16 protein-coding genes and 1 tRNA gene are annotated in these 17,364 nt (G+C 65.9%); 12 read left to right on the plus strand and 5 right to left on the minus strand.

Translation table 11 applies throughout. From position 1 onward, the window contains the following. The first annotated feature begins 2 nt into the window (after nt 1–2). From atpA to D0Z60_RS06820, 5 genes are all read left to right on the plus strand, one after another. Entirely contained in the window at nt 3–1,532 is a 1,530-nt protein-coding gene (gene atpA / locus D0Z60_RS06800; RefSeq protein WP_118857547.1) for a F0F1 ATP synthase subunit alpha, read from the plus strand. 16 nt (nt 1,533–1,548) lie between these two features. Then, nucleotides 1,549–2,430 (plus strand): F0F1 ATP synthase subunit gamma, encoded by an 882-nt coding sequence (locus D0Z60_RS06805; RefSeq protein WP_118857548.1) that lies wholly within the window; start codon nt 1,549–1,551, stop codon nt 2,428–2,430. A 24-nt stretch (nt 2,431–2,454) separates the two neighbouring features. Then, nucleotides 2,455–3,957, plus strand: a complete 1,503-nt coding sequence (gene atpD, locus D0Z60_RS06810) for a F0F1 ATP synthase subunit beta (RefSeq protein WP_118857549.1) — start codon at nt 2,455–2,457, stop codon at nt 3,955–3,957. Next, nucleotides 3,958–4,218, plus strand: a complete 261-nt coding sequence (locus D0Z60_RS06815) for an ATP synthase F1 subunit epsilon (RefSeq protein ID WP_118857550.1) — start codon at nt 3,958–3,960, stop codon at nt 4,216–4,218. Nucleotides 4,219–4,316: 98 nt separating this feature from the next. Then, the gene (locus D0Z60_RS06820; protein ID WP_118857551.1) at nt 4,317–5,822 is read left to right on the plus strand and encodes a TadA family conjugal transfer-associated ATPase; all 1,506 of its coding nucleotides are present in this window, start codon (nt 4,317–4,319) and stop codon (nt 5,820–5,822) included. Between the two features lie 3 nt (nt 5,823–5,825). On the opposite strand, the gene D0Z60_RS06825 is transcribed toward D0Z60_RS06820, so the two are convergent. Then, nucleotides 5,826–8,261: a PAS domain-containing protein gene (locus D0Z60_RS06825; protein WP_240325569.1), complete on the minus strand. Its 2,436-nt coding sequence runs from the start codon at nt 8,259–8,261 to the stop codon at nt 5,826–5,828. A 73-nt stretch (nt 8,262–8,334) separates the two neighbouring features. Next, on the minus strand, nt 8,335–9,111 hold the full coding sequence (locus tag D0Z60_RS06830) for an SIMPL domain-containing protein (RefSeq protein WP_162888122.1): 777 nt from the start codon (nt 9,109–9,111) through the stop codon (nt 8,335–8,337). Between the two features lie 136 nt (nt 9,112–9,247). Here D0Z60_RS06830 and D0Z60_RS06835 point away from each other — a divergent pair, with 136 nt between their 5' ends. Genes D0Z60_RS06835 through D0Z60_RS06855 form a run of 5 tightly spaced genes read left to right on the plus strand, consistent with a single transcriptional unit; the run spans nt 9,248 to nt 14,223 of the window. After that, entirely contained in the window at nt 9,248–10,075 is an 828-nt protein-coding gene (locus tag D0Z60_RS06835; RefSeq protein WP_118857553.1) for a class I SAM-dependent methyltransferase, read from the plus strand. Between the two features lie 41 nt (nt 10,076–10,116). Next, nucleotides 10,117–11,820 (plus strand): copper resistance system multicopper oxidase, encoded by a 1,704-nt coding sequence (locus D0Z60_RS06840; RefSeq protein ID WP_118857554.1) that lies wholly within the window; start codon nt 10,117–10,119, stop codon nt 11,818–11,820. Continuing rightward, a complete protein-coding gene (locus tag D0Z60_RS06845) occupies nt 11,817–12,809 on the plus strand; it encodes a copper resistance protein B (protein ID WP_240325570.1) in 993 nt (330 codons plus the stop codon). The genes D0Z60_RS06840 and D0Z60_RS06845 overlap by 4 nt, the downstream gene beginning before the upstream one ends. Nucleotides 12,810–12,820: 11 nt before the next feature. Further along, on the plus strand, nt 12,821–13,513 hold the full coding sequence (locus tag D0Z60_RS06850) for a PepSY domain-containing protein (RefSeq protein WP_118857556.1): 693 nt from the start codon (nt 12,821–12,823) through the stop codon (nt 13,511–13,513). Beyond that, nucleotides 13,510–14,223: a PepSY domain-containing protein gene (locus D0Z60_RS06855; RefSeq protein ID WP_162888123.1), complete on the plus strand. Its 714-nt coding sequence runs from the start codon at nt 13,510–13,512 to the stop codon at nt 14,221–14,223. Before D0Z60_RS06850 ends, D0Z60_RS06855 begins: the two co-directional genes overlap by 4 nt. 14 nt (nt 14,224–14,237) lie before the next feature. On the opposite strand, the gene D0Z60_RS06860 is transcribed toward D0Z60_RS06855, so the two are convergent. After that, nucleotides 14,238–14,312: transfer RNA gene (locus tag D0Z60_RS06860), tRNA-Val, on the minus strand. Between the two features lie 45 nt (nt 14,313–14,357). Beyond that, nucleotides 14,358–14,735 (minus strand): cell cycle two-component system response regulator CpdR, encoded by a 378-nt coding sequence (gene cpdR / locus D0Z60_RS06865; protein ID WP_118858478.1) that lies wholly within the window; start codon nt 14,733–14,735, stop codon nt 14,358–14,360. Nucleotides 14,736–14,890: 155 nt separating this feature from the next. On the opposite strand from cpdR, the gene D0Z60_RS06870 reads away from it, so the two are divergent. Continuing rightward, the gene (locus D0Z60_RS06870) at nt 14,891–15,667 is read left to right on the plus strand and encodes an N-formylglutamate amidohydrolase (RefSeq protein ID WP_275896725.1); all 777 of its coding nucleotides are present in this window, start codon (nt 14,891–14,893) and stop codon (nt 15,665–15,667) included. Between the two features lie 186 nt (nt 15,668–15,853). Here D0Z60_RS06870 and D0Z60_RS06875 read toward each other — a convergent pair whose 3' ends face one another. Beyond that, complete coding sequence (locus D0Z60_RS06875; protein ID WP_118858479.1) at nt 15,854–16,681, minus strand: SapC family protein; 828 nt, start codon at nt 16,679–16,681, stop codon at nt 15,854–15,856. Between the two features lie 133 nt (nt 16,682–16,814). On the opposite strand from D0Z60_RS06875, the gene D0Z60_RS06880 reads away from it, so the two are divergent. Further along, on the plus strand, nt 16,815–17,300 hold the full coding sequence (locus D0Z60_RS06880; RefSeq protein ID WP_162888125.1) for a hypothetical protein: 486 nt from the start codon (nt 16,815–16,817) through the stop codon (nt 17,298–17,300). The last annotated feature ends 64 nt before the right edge of the window (nt 17,301–17,364 follow it).

The raw sequence follows: 17,364 nt of genomic DNA on the forward strand, positions 1-17,364 counted from the left end.
CGATGGATATCCGCGCCGCTGAAATTTCCCGGGTCATTCGCGACCAGATCGCCAATTTCGATTCCGACGCGCAGGTCAGCGAGGTCGGCAGCGTGCTGTCGGTCGGTGACGGCATCGCCCGGATCCACGGCCTCGACAACGTCCAGGCGGGCGAGATGGTCGAGTTCGAGGACGGCACCAAGGGCATGGCCCTCAACCTCGAGGCCGACAATGTCGGCGTCGTCATTTTCGGCTCGGACAGTGCGATTCGCGAAGGTTCGACCGCCAAGCGCACCGGCACCATCGTCGACGTCCCCGTCGGCAAGGGCCTGCTCGGCCGCGTCGTCGACGCGCTTGGTAACCCGATCGACGGCAAGGGTCCGATCGTCGCCGAAAAGCGCAGCCGGGTCGAGGTCAAGGCGCCGGGCATCATCCCCAGGAAGTCGGTCCATGAGCCGGTCCAGACCGGCCTAAAGGCGCTCGACGCGCTTGTCCCTGTCGGCCGCGGCCAACGCGAGCTGATCATTGGCGACCGCCAGACCGGCAAGACCGCGGTCGTGCTCGACACCTTCATCAACCAGAAGCAGGCCAATCAGGGCGACGACGAGAGCCAGAAGCTCTACTGCATCTACGTCGCCGTCGGCCAGAAACGCTCGACCGTGGCGCAGATCGTCCGCGCGCTCGAAGAGAATGGCGCGATGGACTATTCGATCGTCGTCGCCGCGACCGCTTCTGAGCCTGCCCCGCTGCAGTTCCTCGCGCCCTATACAGGCTGCGCGATGGGCGAATATTTTCGCGACGACGGCATGCACGCCGTCATCGTCTATGACGATCTTTCGAAGCAGGCCGTCGCCTACCGCCAGATGTCGCTGCTGCTGCGCCGTCCGCCGGGCCGCGAAGCCTATCCCGGCGACGTCTTCTATCTCCACAGCCGCCTGCTCGAGCGCGCGGCGAAGATGAACGACGCCAACGGCAACGGCTCGCTCACCGCGCTGCCGATCATCGAGACCCAGGCGGGCGACGTGTCGGCCTACATCCCGACCAACGTTATCTCGATCACCGACGGCCAGATTTTCCTTGAGACCGACCTGTTCTACCAGGGCATCCGCCCGGCCATCAACGTCGGCCTCTCGGTGTCGCGCGTCGGCTCGGCGGCGCAGACCAAGGCGATGAAGAAGGTCGCCGGCTCGATCAAGCTCGAGCTCGCCCAATATCGCGAGATGGCGGCCTTCGCCCAGTTCGGTTCGGACCTCGACGCCTCGACTCAGAAGCTGCTTGCGCGCGGCGCCCGGCTGACCGAGCTCTTGAAGCAGCCGCAGTACCAGCCGATGCCGGTCGAGGAGCAGGTCGCGTCGATCTACGCCGGCACCAACGGCTTCATCGACAGCGTCGAGGCGCGCGACGTGACGCGTTACGAGGCGGCGATGCTGAGCTATTTGCGCTCGGACCATGGCGACATCCTCGCCAAGATCCGCGACACCAAGACGCTCGACGACGACACCGCCGCCAAGCTCAAGGACGCGCTTACCGCGTTCGGCAAGCAGTTCGCGTAAGGGCCGGTAGCGCACGATGGCCAGCCTCAAGGCACTGAAGCTTCGCATCGGCTCGGTGAAGTCGACGCAGAAGATCACCAAGGCGATGAAGATGGTCGCCGCGGCGAAGCTGCGCCGTGCCCAGAGCAATGCCGAGGCGGGGCGCCCCTATTCGCAGCGCATGGCGACGGTCGTCGCCTCGCTCGCGAGCCGCGTGACCCCCGGCCCGCAAAGCCCCAAGTTGCTCGCTGGCACCGGCAAGGACGACCGGCATCTGATCATCGTCGCGACCGGCGACCGTGGCCTTGCCGGCGCGTTCAACACCAATGTCGTGCGCGCCGCGCGCAAAAAGGCCGAGGAGCTCGAAGCGGCCGGCAAGACCGTCCTGTTCTACTTCGTCGGGCGCAAGGGCAAGCCGGCCTTCCAGCGGCTGTATCCCAAGGCGATCATCGGCCAGCACGACACCAGCGAGATGAAGGCGCCGACCTACGCCGAGGCGCAGGCGATCGCCGACGACATCGTCGACCGCTTCGAAAGCGGCCAGTTCGACGTCGCCCACCTTGCTTACTCGACATTCAAGTCGGTGCTCGTGCAGGAGCCGACCATCGACCAGATCATCCCGGTCAAGGTCGAAGCTGGCGATGCCAATACCGGCGCGATGAGCGCCGCGGTCGAATATGAGCCGGACGAGGACGAAATCCTCGCCGCTCTCTTGCCCAAGAACATCGCCATCCAACTTTATCGCGCGATGCTCGAGAACGCCGCCGGCTTCTACGGCTCGCAGATGACCGCGATGGACAATGCGACGCGCAACGCGGGCGACATGATCAACCGCCTGTCGATCCAGTACAACCGCCAGCGCCAGGCGGCGATCACCACCGAACTCGTCGAGATCATCTCCGGCGCCGAAGCGCTGTAAGCAGTTACAAGAGGAACCCAGACCATGGCCACTGCCGCTCCCGCCAAGCCCAAGAAGGCTTCCGCCGCCGCCACCACCGCGCCGACCGCCGGCGGCAATCTCATCGGATCGGTCGCCCAGGTCATCGGCGCGGTCGTCGACGTCGCGTTCGAGGGCGAGCTGCCGCCGATCCTTGCCGCGCTCGAAACCGACAACAACGGCCAGCGCCTTGTGCTCGAGGTCGCCCAGCACCTCGGCGAGAACATCGTGCGCACCATCGCCATGGACGCCACGGAGGGCCTGACGCGCGGCCAGAAGGTCACCGCAACCGGCTCGCAGATCCAGGTTCCGGTCGGCCCCAAGACGCTCGGCCGAATCATGAACGTCATCGGCGAGCCGATCGACGAACGCGGCCCGATCGGAAGCGACCAGTTCGCGCCGATCCACGCGCCGGCGCCGAATTTCGTCGACCAGTCGACCGACAGCTCGATCCTCGTTACCGGGATCAAGGTCATCGATCTCCTCGCGCCCTACGCCAAAGGCGGCAAGATCGGCCTGTTCGGCGGCGCCGGAGTCGGCAAGACCGTGCTCATCCAGGAGCTGATCAACAACATCGCCAAGGGCCACGGCGGCACCTCGGTGTTCGCCGGCGTCGGCGAGCGCACCCGCGAGGGCAACGACCTCTACCACGAGTTCCTAGAGGCCGGGGTCATCGCCAAGGACGCCGACGGCAACGCCATCTCGGAGGGCTCCAAGGTCGCGCTCGTGTTCGGCCAGATGAACGAGCCGCCGGGCGCCCGCGCCCGCGTCGCTTTGTCCGGTCTCACCCAGGCGGAATATTTCCGCGACGTCGAGGGCCAAGACGTGCTGTTCTTCGTCGACAACATCTTCCGCTTCACCCAGGCTGGTTCGGAAGTGTCGGCGCTGCTCGGCCGCATCCCCAGCGCGGTCGGCTACCAGCCGACGCTCGCCACCGACATGGGCCAGTTGCAGGAGCGGATCACCTCGACCAACAAGGGCTCAATCACCTCGGTCCAGGCGATCTACGTCCCCGCCGACGATCTCACCGACCCCGCCCCCGCCACCTCCTTCGCCCACCTCGACGCCACCACCGTGCTGTCGCGCGCGATTTCGGAGCTCGGCATCTACCCGGCCGTCGATCCGCTCGATTCGACCAGCCGCGTGCTCGAGCCGCGCACCGTCGGCCAAGAGCATTACGAGGTCGCCCGCCGCGTCCAAGAGACCCTGCAGAAGTACAAGAGCCTGCAGGACATCATCGCCATCCTCGGCATGGACGAGCTCAGCGAAGAGGATAAGTTGGTCGTCGCCCGCGCCCGCAAGATCCAGCGCTTCCTGTCGCAGCCGTTCCACGTCGCCGAAGTCTTCACCGGCATCCCCGGCAAGTTCGTTGCGGTCGAGGACACCATCCGCTCGTTCAAGGCGGTGGTCGACGGCGAGTACGACCACCTTCCCGAAGCCGCCTTCTACATGGTCGGCGGCATCGAGGAAGCGGTCGCCAAGGCCGAGAAGATGGCCGAGGACGCGTAAGTGGCTGACCTCCACTTCGAGCTCGTCACCCCCGAGCGGCTGGTCCGCTCCGAGGAGGTGCACATGGTCGTCGTCCCCGGCAGCGAGGGCGAGTTTGGCGCTATGGCCGGCCACGCGCCGGTCGTCGCCACGCTCAACGACGCCGAGCTCAAGATCTACAAGACGGCGGGCGCCGCGCCCGAGAGCATCCGCGTCAGCGGCGGCTTCGCCGAAATGAGCGACAAAGGCCTTACCGTCCTCGCCGAGAGCGTCGAGGGCTGAGCCCGCGCCCGCAAATCTAATCCCGGTTAGTCTTTTCTAAAAGTTTGGCGCTTATTCACCATCCCGATTTCCTCGTGGAACGTCGGGACGGTTTGAACATGAACGCATTCGGCAAGCGCAACGGCGGCAGTCGCCCGCAGTTCGGGGTGGCGCGACCGATGAAGGGTAGCGGCGGCGCTTCCGCCGCGGCGCCCGAGCCGATCGACGAGGGCGGCGAGCAATTCCCCCCGATCGAGGAACTCCCGGCCGATCCGGTAGCCGGAGTGCCGATGGGTGCGCTCGACCGCCTCAACCAGCGCCAGAACGCCAGCGGCGATCGCGCCAACAGCAAGCAGGAAGGATTTGAAGCCTCGGTCCACCGGATCAAGGAGCAGGTCCTTCCGCGCCTGCTCGAACGGGTCGATCCGGAAGCCGCGGCGACGCTCAACAAGGACGAGCTGGCGGAAGAATTCCGCCCGATCATTTCCGAGGTTCTTAACGAGCTGAAGATCAATCTCAACCGGCGCGAGCAGTTCGCGCTGGAGAAGGTGCTGGTCGACGAACTGCTCGGGCTCGGGCCGCTCGAGGAACTGCTCGCCGACCCCGCGGTCAGCGACATCATGGTCAACGGTCCCGACCAGTGCTTCGTCGAGCGCAAGGGCAAGCTCGAGCTTGCCCAGATCCAGTTCCGCGACGAGGAGCATCTGTTCCAGATCGCCCAGCGCATCGTCAACAAGGTCGGCCGCCGCGTCGACCAGACCACCCCGCTGGCCGATGCCCGCCTCCAGGACGGCAGCCGCGTCAACGTCATCATCCCGCCGCTCAGCCTGCGCGGCACCGCCATCTCGATCCGTAAATTCTCCGAGAAGCCGATCACGCTCGACATGATGCGCGGGTTCGGGTCGATGTCGGAAAAAATGGCGACCTGCCTCAAGATCGCCGGCGCGTGCCGCATGAATATCGTCATCTCGGGTGGCACCGGCTCGGGCAAAACGACGATGCTCAACGCCTTGTCCAAGATGATCGACCCGGGCGAGCGGGTCATCACCATCGAGGACGCGGCCGAGCTTCGTCTTCAGCAGCCGCACTGGCTGCCGCTCGAAACCCGCCCGCCGAACCTCGAGGGCCAGGGCGCGATCACCATTCGCGATTTGGTCATCAACGCGCTGCGTATGCGTCCCGACCGCATCATCCTCGGCGAAATCCGCGGCCAGGAGTGTTTCGACCTACTGGCGGCAATGAACACCGGCCACGACGGCTCGATGGCCACCTTGCACTCCAACAGCCCGCGCGAATGCCTGGCGCGTATGGAGAACATGGTGATGATGGGCGACATTAAGATCCCCAAGGAAGCGATCAGCCGCCAGATCGCCGACTCGGTCGACCTCATCGTCCAGGTCAAGCGCCTGCGCGACGGTTCGCGCCGCACCACCAACATCACCGAGGTGATCGGAATGGAGGGCGAGGTCATCGTCACCCAGGAACTGTTCAAGTTCGAATATCTCGACGAGACCGCCGAGGGGAAGATCATCGGCGAATACCGCTCGATGGGCCTTCGTCCCTACTCGCTCGAAAAGGCTAAGCAGTTCGGCTTCGACCAGCCTTACCTCGAGGCATGCCTCTAAGGCTCAGCCGAGTTCCGCCAGGGCCCTAAGCAATTCGTCCTGGCGGAATGGCTTGTCCAGGCGCGGGATGGTCTTCAACTGGTCGTCGGCCTCCGCCTCGGCCGGATAGCCGCTGATCAGCAGCACCTTGAGGCCCGGCCGCAGCGCCCGCGCCTGCTGCGCAAGCTCGATCCCGGTCATTCCGGGCATCGCATAGTCGGTCACCAATATCTCTGCCGCCACACCGTCGGCGAGCATTTTCAGGGCCTCGCCGCCCGACGCTGCCGAGGCAACGGCGAACCCGCCGTCGGCGAGCATCTCGGCCGCGCCGTCACGCACCAGCGGCTCGTCGTCGACCAGCAGCACGGCCGCGGTCCGCGCTTCCTGCGGTGCACTCGAGCGCTTTGCGGTGCTGACTTCGCCGGTATCCACGGCCTCCGGTAGCCACAGGGTCGCAGTCGTGCCCTCCCCGATCTCGCTCGCCAGCGCGAAGTCGCCGCCGGACTGTGCGACCAGGCCCGACACCGACGAAAGGCCCAGTCCGGTGCCATGACCGACGTCCTTGGTGGTAAAGAACGGCTCGGTCGCCCGCCGCAGAGTTTCCGCGTCCATGCCGCGACCGGTGTCACTCACCTCGAGCCGCACATAATCGCCGGCGTTGAGCGGCGGCCGGTGGCCGATCGTCTCGTTGCGCGCGGAAATGCGCAGCGTGCCCACCCCGTCCATCGCGTCGCGTGCGTTGACCGCCAGGTTGAGCAGCGCCAGTTCGAGCTGGTTGGGGTCGACCTGGGCGAGCTTTAAGTCGGGCGCGAAGTCCAGCTCGACCGCGATCCTCGGGCCGATCGAGCGGCGGATCAGCTCCGACATGTTCTCGACCAGCTCGGCGACCGGTGTGGCGCGCGGCCGCAGCACCTGGCGCCGCGAAAAGGCGAGCAGCCGCTGGACCAGCGTGCTGGCGCGCTCGGCTGCCTGGAGCGCTCCGTCGAGCAGCCGGGCCATGCGCGGGTCGTCGTCGTGCCGTCGGCGGATGAGGTCGAGGCTGCCGACGATCGGGGTCAACAGATTGTTGAAGTCGTGCGCCACGCCGCCGGTGATCTGGCCGAGCGTTTCAAGTTTCTGCGACTGGCGCAGCGCGTCCTGCGTTTCCAGCAAGCGGCGCTCGCCCTCGACCCGCTGCGTGACGTCGTGGACGAACTGGTAGGCGCCGATCAGCCTGCCCTCGGCATCGCGCAGCGCGTTGAACTTGATCTCGTAGTGCCGCCGGGCGCGGTTTGGGTCGCCGAACTCGGCGACCTCGGTGAACTCCTCCCCCGCCAGCGCGCGCGACCAGATCGCACCGACATCCGCCTGATGCTCGGGCTGATCGGCCAGCAGGTCGAGCATCGAATCGCCGACCTTGGGCAGGACCCCGAAGACCCGCTCGAATTCATTCGCCGAGGCGCGGTTGATTGCCAGGAAGCGGAAGTCGAGGTCCACGACCTGCACGAAGGCGTCGGTGTTCTCGACGATGTCGGCGAGGATCTTGCGCTCCGCCAGGGCTTCCTCGAACCGCCGCTCGAGGGTCGCCGCCAGCTCGCGCAGCCGTTCGTCGTCGCGGCGCTTTGCGGTGATGTCGCGGAACAGCAAGGCGACCTGGTCGAGTTCCTTGGGCTCGACCCGAAACGCATAGACGTCGATCAGCCGGCCGGTCTCCTCCAGCCGCTCCTCGAAGCGGACCGGGATGCCGGTTTTGCGCACCGCGCTGAAGCGCTCAATCCAGCGCGGCGCTTCATCCGGCAATCGCGAGCGCACTTTTTGTCCGAGCGCGTCGTCGATACCGGTATGCGCGATGAACGCCGCATTGGCTTCGAGATGATAGTAATCTTCCGCTTCGCCGTCGGCGGTGGGAAGGAACTGCAGCACGCCGAAGCCTTCGTCGATCGATTCGAACAGGGTCCGGTAGCGCTGCTCGCTGGTCGACGCCGCGCGCTCGGCGAGCATCTGGTCCGTCGTCTCGGTGCAGGCGCAGAACATGCCCCGAACCGTCCCCGACGAATCGTACAGCGGCGAATAGGAGAAGGTGAACCACGTCTCCTCGTCGAAGCCGCGGCGATTCATAGTCAGCGGCAAATTTTCGAAATAGCTCGCCTCACCGCTCATCGCACGATCGATCAGCGGACTGATATCGTCCCAGATCTCGCTCCAGATCTCGCGGAAGCGCGCCCCCATCGCGTCCGGATGCTTCTCGCCCAGGATTTGGGAATAGGCATCGTTGTAGAGAAAGCCGAGCTCGTCGCCCCAAGCAGCGAACATCGGGAATTTCGACGGTAGCATCAGTGCGACGACGGATCGTAGTTCCTGCGGCCACTCCTCCGGCTGGCCAAGTGGAGAGGTCGACCAGTCGCGGGCGCGCATCACGGCGGCCGCCTCGCCCTCCGCGCGCAGGAAGAAAGGCGCCGCCCCAGGGTCGGCCTCGCTCACGGAGTTGGTCCGGTCATCGGCGGCGATTGGAATGCAAAATCCGCAAGCTGGCAAGCGGCCTTTTGCCGGTGCCTTACCGCTCCATCCGGTAGAGGAGGTTGAGCGCAACCCCGGTTTCGAGCTGCCCCGGCGCGACCACGCCGCCGCCGCTTTCGGCAATTGCCGGCGGCGGTGGCGGCGGCGCGCTGATGTTGCGCACCTGCGCCCCGGTGACGACGATGACGTCGGTTCCGCGATAGGATGTGCCCTCTTCGACTGACAACAGGCGGACCCGCGCGAACCCCTGGTTTCGGGCATATTCCAGAGCTTCGGCCTCGCCGCGCTGGAGTGCGCGCACCCGCGCCTCGCGGCGCAGCGGCGCCGGGTCGCCGATCGCGAAATTGGGACCATAGACCGTGTCTGCTCCGGCGGTGGTCAGCGCATCGAGCAATTTGGTCAGCGCGCTGATGTCGCGCGTCTTGATCACCACCGAATTGCTGGCGACGTAGCCGATCAGCCGCTGGCGGCCGCTGCCGTTCGGCTCGCGGTCGTAGCGATAGTCGGGCGACAACTGATATCCCTGGGTCTGGATATCACGCTCGCGGATGCCCTGCGCCCGGATCGTCGCGAGCAGACGCTCGATCTTTTCCTTGTTAGCCGCCACCGCCGCGGTCGCCGTCGCCGCCTTGGCCTGCGTCCCCACGGTCAGACTCGCCTCGTCGGGCGGGGTGCGCAGGGTTTCGGAGATGCTGACCCGGACCAGCGGCGTATTGGCCATCTCGCCGATGCTCGCGGTCGGCAATAGCTGGGCCGCCGCGGGCTGCGCCGCAAACGCGGCGCCGAGCGCCAGGATCAGTCGTGAATGTCGCATGTCAGCTCCTCCGCCGGGTTTCATGTGAACCCGCTTCGCCGTTGCGCGGTTCCCGCGCCTTTGGCCGGCCTTGCCGCTGCGCTCGCCGCGCGCCACTAAGGGCCCACCTTTCCTCTTTCTCCCGGAGAAGCCCGCGATGCTGCGCCCACTCACCGCCTTGCTGATCGCCACCGCCGCGACTGCCTGCCAGACCGCCGCTCCGCCGCGCCTCTCGGCGGCCGAGACCAGCGCGCTCCAGGCCGCTGTCGCCGCCGAGACCCGAACCGCCGCCAACCGCGCGCGCGACGTCTACCGCAATCCGGCTGCGACGCTTGCCTTCTTCGGGGTCAAGCCGAGCGATACGGTGGTCGAGATCTGGCCCGGCGGCGGCTGGTATACTGAAATCCTGGCGCCTTACCTCGCCTCCGGCGGAGGCACGCTTTACCTCGCCGCCCCGGAGTGGGGGCGCAGCGGAATCACCAAGCTCAAGCAGGCCAATGCCGGCCTCTACGGCGGGCTTCAAATCGTCGATTTCCCGGTGTTCGACGGCAAAGCTGCGGAAGTGCCTGCGGGTAGCGTCGACGCGGTGCTGACCTTCCGTAACGTGCATAATTGGCGGATGGGATATCGGCGCGACGACAAGGCCGACTACAGCGCGGACGCCTTCCGCCAGATTTATGCGATGTTGAAGCCCGGCGGAGTGCTCGGGATCGAGGACCATCGCCTGCCCGAAAGCGCCGACCTCGAGCGCGAGCGCAAGAGCGGCTACATCAAGACTTCGACCGTTGTCCGGCTGGCCGAGCAAGCCGGGTTCAAGCTTGCCGGCTCGAGCGAGATCAACGCCAATCCAAAGGATACCGCCGACTGGCCGGACGGCGTCTGGACGCTCCCGCCGAGCTTCGCGCTGAAGGACAAGGACCGCGCCAAATATGCCGCGATCGGCGAGAGCGACCGCATGACCCTCAAATTTGTCAAGCCGCGCTGATCGGACAGCCCGGCTTCATCTGAAGAGTGCCAAGGCAAAGCATGAGCTCATCACCCGTCCTCGGACGCCGCGCCTTTATCGGCGGCGGCGCTGCTGTCGCTGCAAGCGCCGGGCTGCTTCCGGCTTGGGCCAAGCCGGTCAGCCACGGGCTTGCCAGCAATGCGCCCGGAACGGTCAGCGGCTCCGACATCCGCCTGACCGTCGCCGACAGCCGTTTCAAGGTCGGCGGCAAGATCGGCCATGCAGTCACCCTCAACGGCCTCCTGCCGGCGCCCCTGGTGCGCCTCAAGGAAGGTCAGAACGTTCGCATCACGGTCGACAACCATCTGAGCGAGGATACGTCGATCCACTGGCACGGCCTGCTCGTGCCATTCGAAATGGACGGCGTGCCGGGCGTCAGTTTCCCCGGGATCAAGGCGCATTCCACCTTCACCTACGAGTTTCCGGTCAAACAGTCGGGCACCTATTGGTATCACAGCCACAGCGGACTCCAGGAGCAGCTCGGCCATTACGGCCCGATGATCATCGACTCCGCCGGCCCCGACCCGATCGACTTCGACCGGGAGCATGTCGTGGTGCTTTCCGACTGGACCTTCCTCCACCCGCACCGACTGTTCACCCGGCTCAAGCAGGAAGGCGGCTTTTTCAATCGCGACAAGCGTACGGTGGCCAATAAGGGCGCCGACCCGCTGTCGGCCGAGGACGCGCGGATGTTCGCGGCGATGCGGATGGATCCGACCGACATTTCCGACGTCACCGGAGCGGCCTACACCTATCTCGTCAACGGCCACGGCCCGAGCGAGAATTGGACCGGCCTGTTTCGCGCCGGCGAGCGCGTGCGGCTACGGGTCATCAACGCTGCCGCGCAGACTATCTTTAACCTGCGCATTCCCGGCCTCAAGCTGCTGGTCGTCGCCACCGACGGCATCCCGGTCCGCCCGGTCGAGGTCGATGAACTGCAGATCGGCAATGCCGAAACCTACGATCTGATCGTCGTGCCCGAAGACCGCGCTTACACGTTGGTCGCCGAGAGCATCGACCGGTCGGGCGTGGGCATCGCGACGCTGGCCCCGCGGGCCGGGATGCGCGCGGAGGTACCCGCGCTGCGCAAGCGGCCAACACTGGCGATGAAGGATATGGGCATGATGGACCATTCGGCGCACGGCGGCGCGTCCGCCGCGCCGATGGATCATGACATGCGCGATAAATCGAAGGTCGATTTCAAGGTCGGGCCCGGGGTCGACATGATCGCGCCCATGCCGATCGACCGGACCGGCGAGCCGGGCCTCGGATTGGACGACGTCGGTCACAAGGTGATGACCTACAAGGATCTTGCCTCCTTGACGCGCAACTCCGACCGACGCCCGCCGACCCGGTGCATCGACATCCATCTGACCGGCAACATGGAGCGCTTCATGTGGTCGATGGACGGCGAGAAACTCAGCGAAAACCCCGAACCCTATCGCTTCGCGCGCAATGAGCGTGTGCGCCTGAAGATGATCAACGACACGATGATGACCCACCCGATGCACCTGCACGGGCACTTCTTCGAGATCGTCAACGGCCACGGCGATCACCAGCCGCTCAAGCACACTGTCCGCGTTCTTCCCGGCAGCTATGTCGAGATCGACTTTACCGCCGACGCGCCCGGCGACTGGGCGTTCCATTGCCACATGCTCTATCACATGCATGCCGGCATGATGCGCGTGGTCACCGTCCGCCCGCTGGACGGAGCGAAGGCGTGAGCCTCACTGCCCTGCTGCTGGCCGCTGTCGCCCAAGCCGCCGCGCAACCGGCGTCGGGTTGCACGCCCGAGCATGCGGCGATGGGTCACTGCACGCTTCCCACTGCCCCGGTCCAACAGCAATCGAAGCCGCCGGCCGCCGCACCGACGCCCGACCCGCATGCCGGGCATACGATGCCGCAGCAGCCCGTAGCTGCCGATCCGCATGCCGGCCATGACATGGGCGCGGCTGGTCAGGCGGGACCGGAGCCCGGACCCCCGCCGTCCGAGGCGCTCAGCGGCCCGGCTCATGCGGCGGACGAAATCTTCGGACCCGCAATGGCGGAGTCGCGCGCCGAGCTTCACCGTGAGCATGGCGGAATGCTCTCGTACATGATCATGGTCGAGCGCGCCGAAGCGGTCGTCCGCAAGGGCCGCGACGGGTTCGCGATCGATAGTCAGGCCTGGTTCGGCGGCGATATCGACAAATTGTGGCTCAAGGCCGAGGCCGAGGCCGCGTGGGGCGAAAAGCTCGAGCATGCCGAGCTGCAGGCCTTGTGGAGCCACGCCATCGACCCGTGGTTCGACCTCCAGGCCGGCCTCCGCCACGATCCGCAGCATGGCCCCGACCGCACCCACGCGGTGCTCGGCCTCCAGGGCCTCATGCCCCATTGGTGGGAAGTAGACGCCGCGCTGTTCTTGTCGACCGAGGGCGAGCTGACGGCGCGCGTCGAAGCAGAGTACGACCTGCGCCTGACCCAGGAGTTGATCCTGCAGCCCCGGATCGAGGTCGATCTTTCGGCGCAACGGATCGTGGAGCTGGGCATCGGTTCGGGCCTGACCGAGGCGTCGGCGGGGTTTCGGCTGCGTTATCAGCAGACCCCGGCCTTCGCACCCTATGTCGGCGTGGAATATGAGCGCGCTTTTGGCGGCACCGCTCGGTTCCGGCGTGCCGAGGGCGAATCGCGCGACAGCGTCGCGCTGCTGGCGGGCGTGCGCTTCTTCTTCTAGCCTCGCCGGCGATGCGTCTCAGGATCGCCGCCCGCAAGACTCACAAATGGCTGGCGCTGCTGGTCGGGCTTCAGATCGTGATCTGGTCGCTGAGCGGCCTCTACATGACCGCGGTCCACATCGACACGATCCATGGCGACCACCTCGTCCGAAAGCCGCTGGAGCGCTCGGTCGATTTGGCTAGTCTGGCAGACCCGCTCGCAGTTGCGGCAGGTGCGCGTTCTGTCCAGCTCGACTGGATCGGCGACCGACCGGTCTATGTCGTAACGGACCACAACAGCGAACGCGCGTTTGACGCTGTCAGCGCGCGACCTTTGCCACCGCTCAGTAAAGCCGAAATCCGAAAACTCTCCGTCGAGCTTTACACAGGCGATGAGCCGATCTCATCAACACGGCTGATCCGCGACATCCCGGGCGAAATCCGCGGCCGCAAGCCGCCGCTGTGGCGCGTAGAATTCGATCACTGGAACCAACCGACGTTCTACCTCTCGCCCGTCACCGGAGCGGTGATCACGCGGCGGCACGAACTGTGGCGCCTGTTCGACGTGATGTGGATGCTGCACATCATGGACTATGACGAGCGCGAGAACGTCAACAATTGGCTGCTGCGGCCATTCACATGGGCGGCGTTGATGCTTGCGCTGTCCGGTGGATGGATGCTGATCTACGCCTTTCCGCGGCGCAAAGCACGAGCGTCTCCGTGAAGGTCAGGTCGCTGTGGCTGCGCCGAATCCACAAGTGGGTGGGCGTTCTGGTCGGCCTCCAGTTCCTGCTCTGGGCGTTGAGCGGTGCGACCATGGCGATTCTCGACATGGACGCGGTCCGCGGCGGCCCGGAGGTCGAGGTGGTGTCGCCGGCGTTGCCCCAAGCGGCCGCCGGCTGGCCGATCATCCAGGCTGCAATCGGCAATGAAGTCACCGCACTGCGTACGCGCGACCTGGTTGGGCGTCAGCTGCTCGAGATCGATGGCGTCGCCGGCACAGTGCTCGTCGACCCCGCGACCGGACGCCCGGTGACTGTCGGCGCACCGCTCGCCGCGGCGATCGCTGGCGCTGCCCACCCCGGCGCGCTCTCCCCAAAGTCCGTGCGTCAGCTGCCCCGGATCACCCTTGCCGTACGCGACCATCGTTTGCCGATCTGGCAGGTCGACTTCGACGACGCGCAACACAGCAGCTATTATGTTTCGGGCACGACCGGGGAATTGCTCGAGCGTCGCGGCGACGCGTGGCGCTGGTGGGACGTCGCCTGGATGCTGCACACGATGGACTACGCCAAGCGCGACGATTTCAACCATCCGCTGATCGTCTTCGCGGCGATCGCCCTGTCATGGCTCGCCGTGACCGGTTTCTGGCTATTGTTCAGGACCATCTGGCGCCACGACGCGGCTTGGCTGCACCGTCGCCTAACCCGCTGATCGGAAAGGGAAAATGGTGGGCGTGGCAAGGATTGAACTTGCGACCCCTGCGATGTCAACACAGTGCTCTACCACTGAGCTACACGCCCACTCGGGCGAGCCTTTAGGCGGAGCGCCGCCGGGCCGCAAGGGGCTTAGAGCCGCCCGTGCTGGTCCTCGCTCTGGAACAAGCGATCGACCTCGGCGACGAGGTCCTTGAGGTGGAACGGCTTGCTCAGGAGCTTCGCCTCGGGCGCGGTCTTGCCGGCCTGCAGCGCAACCGCCGCGAAACCGGTGATGAACATGACGCGGATCGCGGGGTCGATCGCGCTCGCCTTCTGGGCCAGTTCGATGCCGTCCATCTCGGGCATGACGATGTCGGTCAGCAGCAGGTCGAACTTGCCCGGCGCGAGCAGCGGCACCGCCTCGGTCCCGCAGCCGACCGCCTCAACCTCATAGCCGACGCGCTGCAACGCGCGCTGCAGATACTCGCGCATTGAGGAATCGTCTTCGGCGAGGAGGATGCGAACCATGACCATCTCTATGACTCCAACGCACGGCTTTTACCAGCGGCTCCACCGCGCCCGTGCTTGCTGTCCGATATTGGCACGGCTAGCCGGTGACAGTGGACCGCACGCCTCTCCCGCCGCCGATCGTGCACGGTCATCGCAGCGTGCTCCCGGTGCTCGTGTCGGTGCCGCATTCGGGTCGCGATTACCCCAATTGGCTGGTCGCCGACGCTTGTGGCGGGATCGAGTCCTTGGAGCCGCTCGAGGATCCGCTTGTCGATCGATTGGCGTGGCGGGCGATCGCGGCCGGCCACGGGGCGGTAGTCGCCCAAGCTCCGCGCGCGGCGATCGACTGCAACCGCGCCCCCGATGAAGTCGATCCAACCCAATTTGTCGGCTGGCCTCATCCGTGCAGGTCGCGCCGGGCTGCCGCCGGCCTAGGAATCATTCCGACCCGAACGGCGAGCCACGGCCGCCTGTGGCGATCGTCGATCAGGCACGATGAGCTGCAACGCCGGATAAGCGACGCGCATGCACCATTCCACGGAGCGATCGAGCAAGGACTCGCTCGGATCGCCGCGCGTCACGGCGCCGCGGTCCTGCTTGACTGTCATTCGATGCCGCACCGCCGCGGCCAGGCCGAACTGGTGATCGGCAACCGCCACGGCACAAGCGCGTCACCGTGGCTGGCCGATGCCGCGGCGCGGATTGCGCGGGCGGCCGGGTGGACGGTCGCCCTCAATGCGCCATATGCGGGCGGCCATGTGGTCGAGCGCCATGGCGATCCCTTGGCCGGTATCCATGCGCTACAACTGGAAATCGACCGGCGCTGTTATCTCGCGCCCGACATGCGCTCACCAGGTCCGGGCTTCGACCGTGCCGCGGACCTGATGGCCAACCTTGCCGCGCAGCTTGGTCAGTTGGCCGAACGCCAAGGCCTCCTCGCCGCGGAATAAAAAAAGGGCCGCCCCGATGCGTACGGGACGGCCCTGAGTTCAGGGAGGAATGCGCGGATCCCAAAAAGGGAAACACGCTGCCGAGCGGCCCAAAAGGGGTGGATGGGCCCCCGTCGGCATGACGTGGAGATGGGTGAGCGGTGGTCTTCCTTCAATGACCGCCGAGGTCAATCCGGCGCTCGAAAATCACGCCTTGGCGTCATCCTCGACTTTCGCCTCCGGCGCGGCCGCATTGGCGGTCGGAAGGGTCAGTCCCTGCGGGCCCTTGCCCTGCTGCACTTGGCGGAAGAAGAGATCGCGGATCAGGCCGAGCGAGAAGAGGTGCGCCATGAGCAGCGAGAGCACGCCATTCTGGTTGATCTTGCGCAGTTCGTCGCCGCGCAAATTGCGCAGCTTTTCCTCGTCGATCATGCGAAAGCCGCGGTAGAGAAACGGTTGCTCGACTCCGTCGGGCTGGATCGAGACTTCGCCTTCCATCAGGAGGTCGAGCTTGGCGACCTCTTCCATGAACGCATGGGTGCGCTGGCCGGCGGTCTCGAACTGCTCGCAGAACGCGAGGATGTTGCGCGTCAGTTCACTCGGCTGATCGCCGTCGAACAGCGCCTCCTCGCCGTCCTCGGCGACGCTCCCGGCGGTCGGGTCGAAGCACAGCGAAAGCTCGTCGCTGTCGGGGCGAAGCTTGGCGAGCATGAACGGATAGCGGCGCAGATAGGCCGGCATATAGGCATTCTGGTCGATCGGCATGCCCTCGGAGTCGATGAACGTGTTGACGTCCTCGTTGAGCCCCATCAGCGCCAGCGGCACCGGCGTGTCGCCCGCCGAAAAGATGATCGGGTAATTGCGCTGGGCATGGATGAACTCGTCGATCGTGATCGGGATCGCATGGACCTGGCCGACTCCGGGGATGGTCTGGCCGCGCTTGAGCTTCATGTTCGAGTGCTGGCCGCTGTTGAGCGGCTCGAGTCCGCGATAGAGCAGCGGAAGCGCCGCAGCGCCCGGGGGTTGAGTGGCCATCGGCTTGTCTCCAATCAGGCCGGCGGTCACTGCGGGAAGTCGCTGAACGGCCGGGAAAAACTTGCGCGCCCGCCTCTAGGAAAGGCCCCTCGCGCGCGCAAGCCTTTCCATCCGCGCAAGTCCAATTCATCAGATGTTCAATGCCCCTGCCCCACCGCCTTTTCGAGATGATCTTCCAGAGCGTTCTGTGTTTTCGGCTTTCCTGAGCCTGATGACGGTGTTGCTGGCCGGCGGCGAGCCGGCCGCGCCCGGCCCGTCGGTGCGCACGATGGAATTCGAGCAACGGCTGATCGTGCGTGTGCCGGTGCGTCCGCAGCTGCGTGGCCGGCTTCATTGGGAGGAGGAGGACTTCGGTCCCAAATGCCTCCCCCTGAATGCGATCGCCGGCGCCTCGCTCGCAGGGCGCGACGGCATCGATTTCATGTTGCGCAATCGGCAACGGGTCCGCGCCAAGCTCGACAGCGAATGTCGCGGACTCGACTTCTGGGACGGCTTCTACATCCAGCCCGAGGACCGCCGCATTTGCGCTCGGCGCGATGCGATCAGCTCGCGGGCTGGAGGAACCTGCGAAATCAACCGCTTCCGGATGCTGTCGCCCCGCCTCGAGCTCGAGCAATAGGGCGGCATTTCTTGACTTTTGAGGGCTTGCACGGCTAGCGCTCGCCATGCGGTGCGTCCCCATT

This window comes from Sphingomonas mesophila (genome assembly GCF_003499275.1).
In the GTDB taxonomy this organism is placed as follows: Bacteria; Pseudomonadota; Alphaproteobacteria; order Sphingomonadales; family Sphingomonadaceae; genus Sphingomicrobium; species Sphingomicrobium mesophilum.

Excerpts from the sequence above, each read along its gene's own strand:
- D0Z60_RS06840 (WP_118857554.1), top strand. The coding sequence starts at position 10,117 with ATGAGCTCATCACCCGTCCTCGGACGCCGCGCCTTTATCGGCGGCGGC.
- atpA (WP_118857547.1), top strand. The coding sequence starts at position 3 with ATGGATATCCGCGCCGCTGAAATTTCCCGGGTCATTCGCGACCAGATC.
- D0Z60_RS06880 (WP_162888125.1), top strand. The coding sequence starts at position 16,815 with ATGTTCAATGCCCCTGCCCCACCGCCTTTTCGAGATGATCTTCCAGAG.
- D0Z60_RS06835 (WP_118857553.1), top strand. The coding sequence starts at position 9,248 with ATGCTGCGCCCACTCACCGCCTTGCTGATCGCCACCGCCGCGACTGCC.
- D0Z60_RS06805 (WP_118857548.1), top strand. The coding sequence starts at position 1,549 with ATGGCCAGCCTCAAGGCACTGAAGCTTCGCATCGGCTCGGTGAAGTCG.
- D0Z60_RS06820 (WP_118857551.1), top strand. The coding sequence starts at position 4,317 with ATGAACGCATTCGGCAAGCGCAACGGCGGCAGTCGCCCGCAGTTCGGG.
- cpdR (WP_118858478.1), bottom strand. The coding sequence starts at position 14,735 with ATGGTTCGCATCCTCCTCGCCGAAGACGATTCCTCAATGCGCGAGTAT.
- D0Z60_RS06830 (WP_162888122.1), bottom strand. The coding sequence starts at position 9,111 with ATGCGACATTCACGACTGATCCTGGCGCTCGGCGCCGCGTTTGCGGCG.
- D0Z60_RS06875 (WP_118858479.1), bottom strand. The coding sequence starts at position 16,681 with ATGGCCACTCAACCCCCGGGCGCTGCGGCGCTTCCGCTGCTCTATCGC.
- atpD (WP_118857549.1), top strand. The coding sequence starts at position 2,455 with ATGGCCACTGCCGCTCCCGCCAAGCCCAAGAAGGCTTCCGCCGCCGCC.
- D0Z60_RS06850 (WP_118857556.1), top strand. The coding sequence starts at position 12,821 with ATGCGTCTCAGGATCGCCGCCCGCAAGACTCACAAATGGCTGGCGCTG.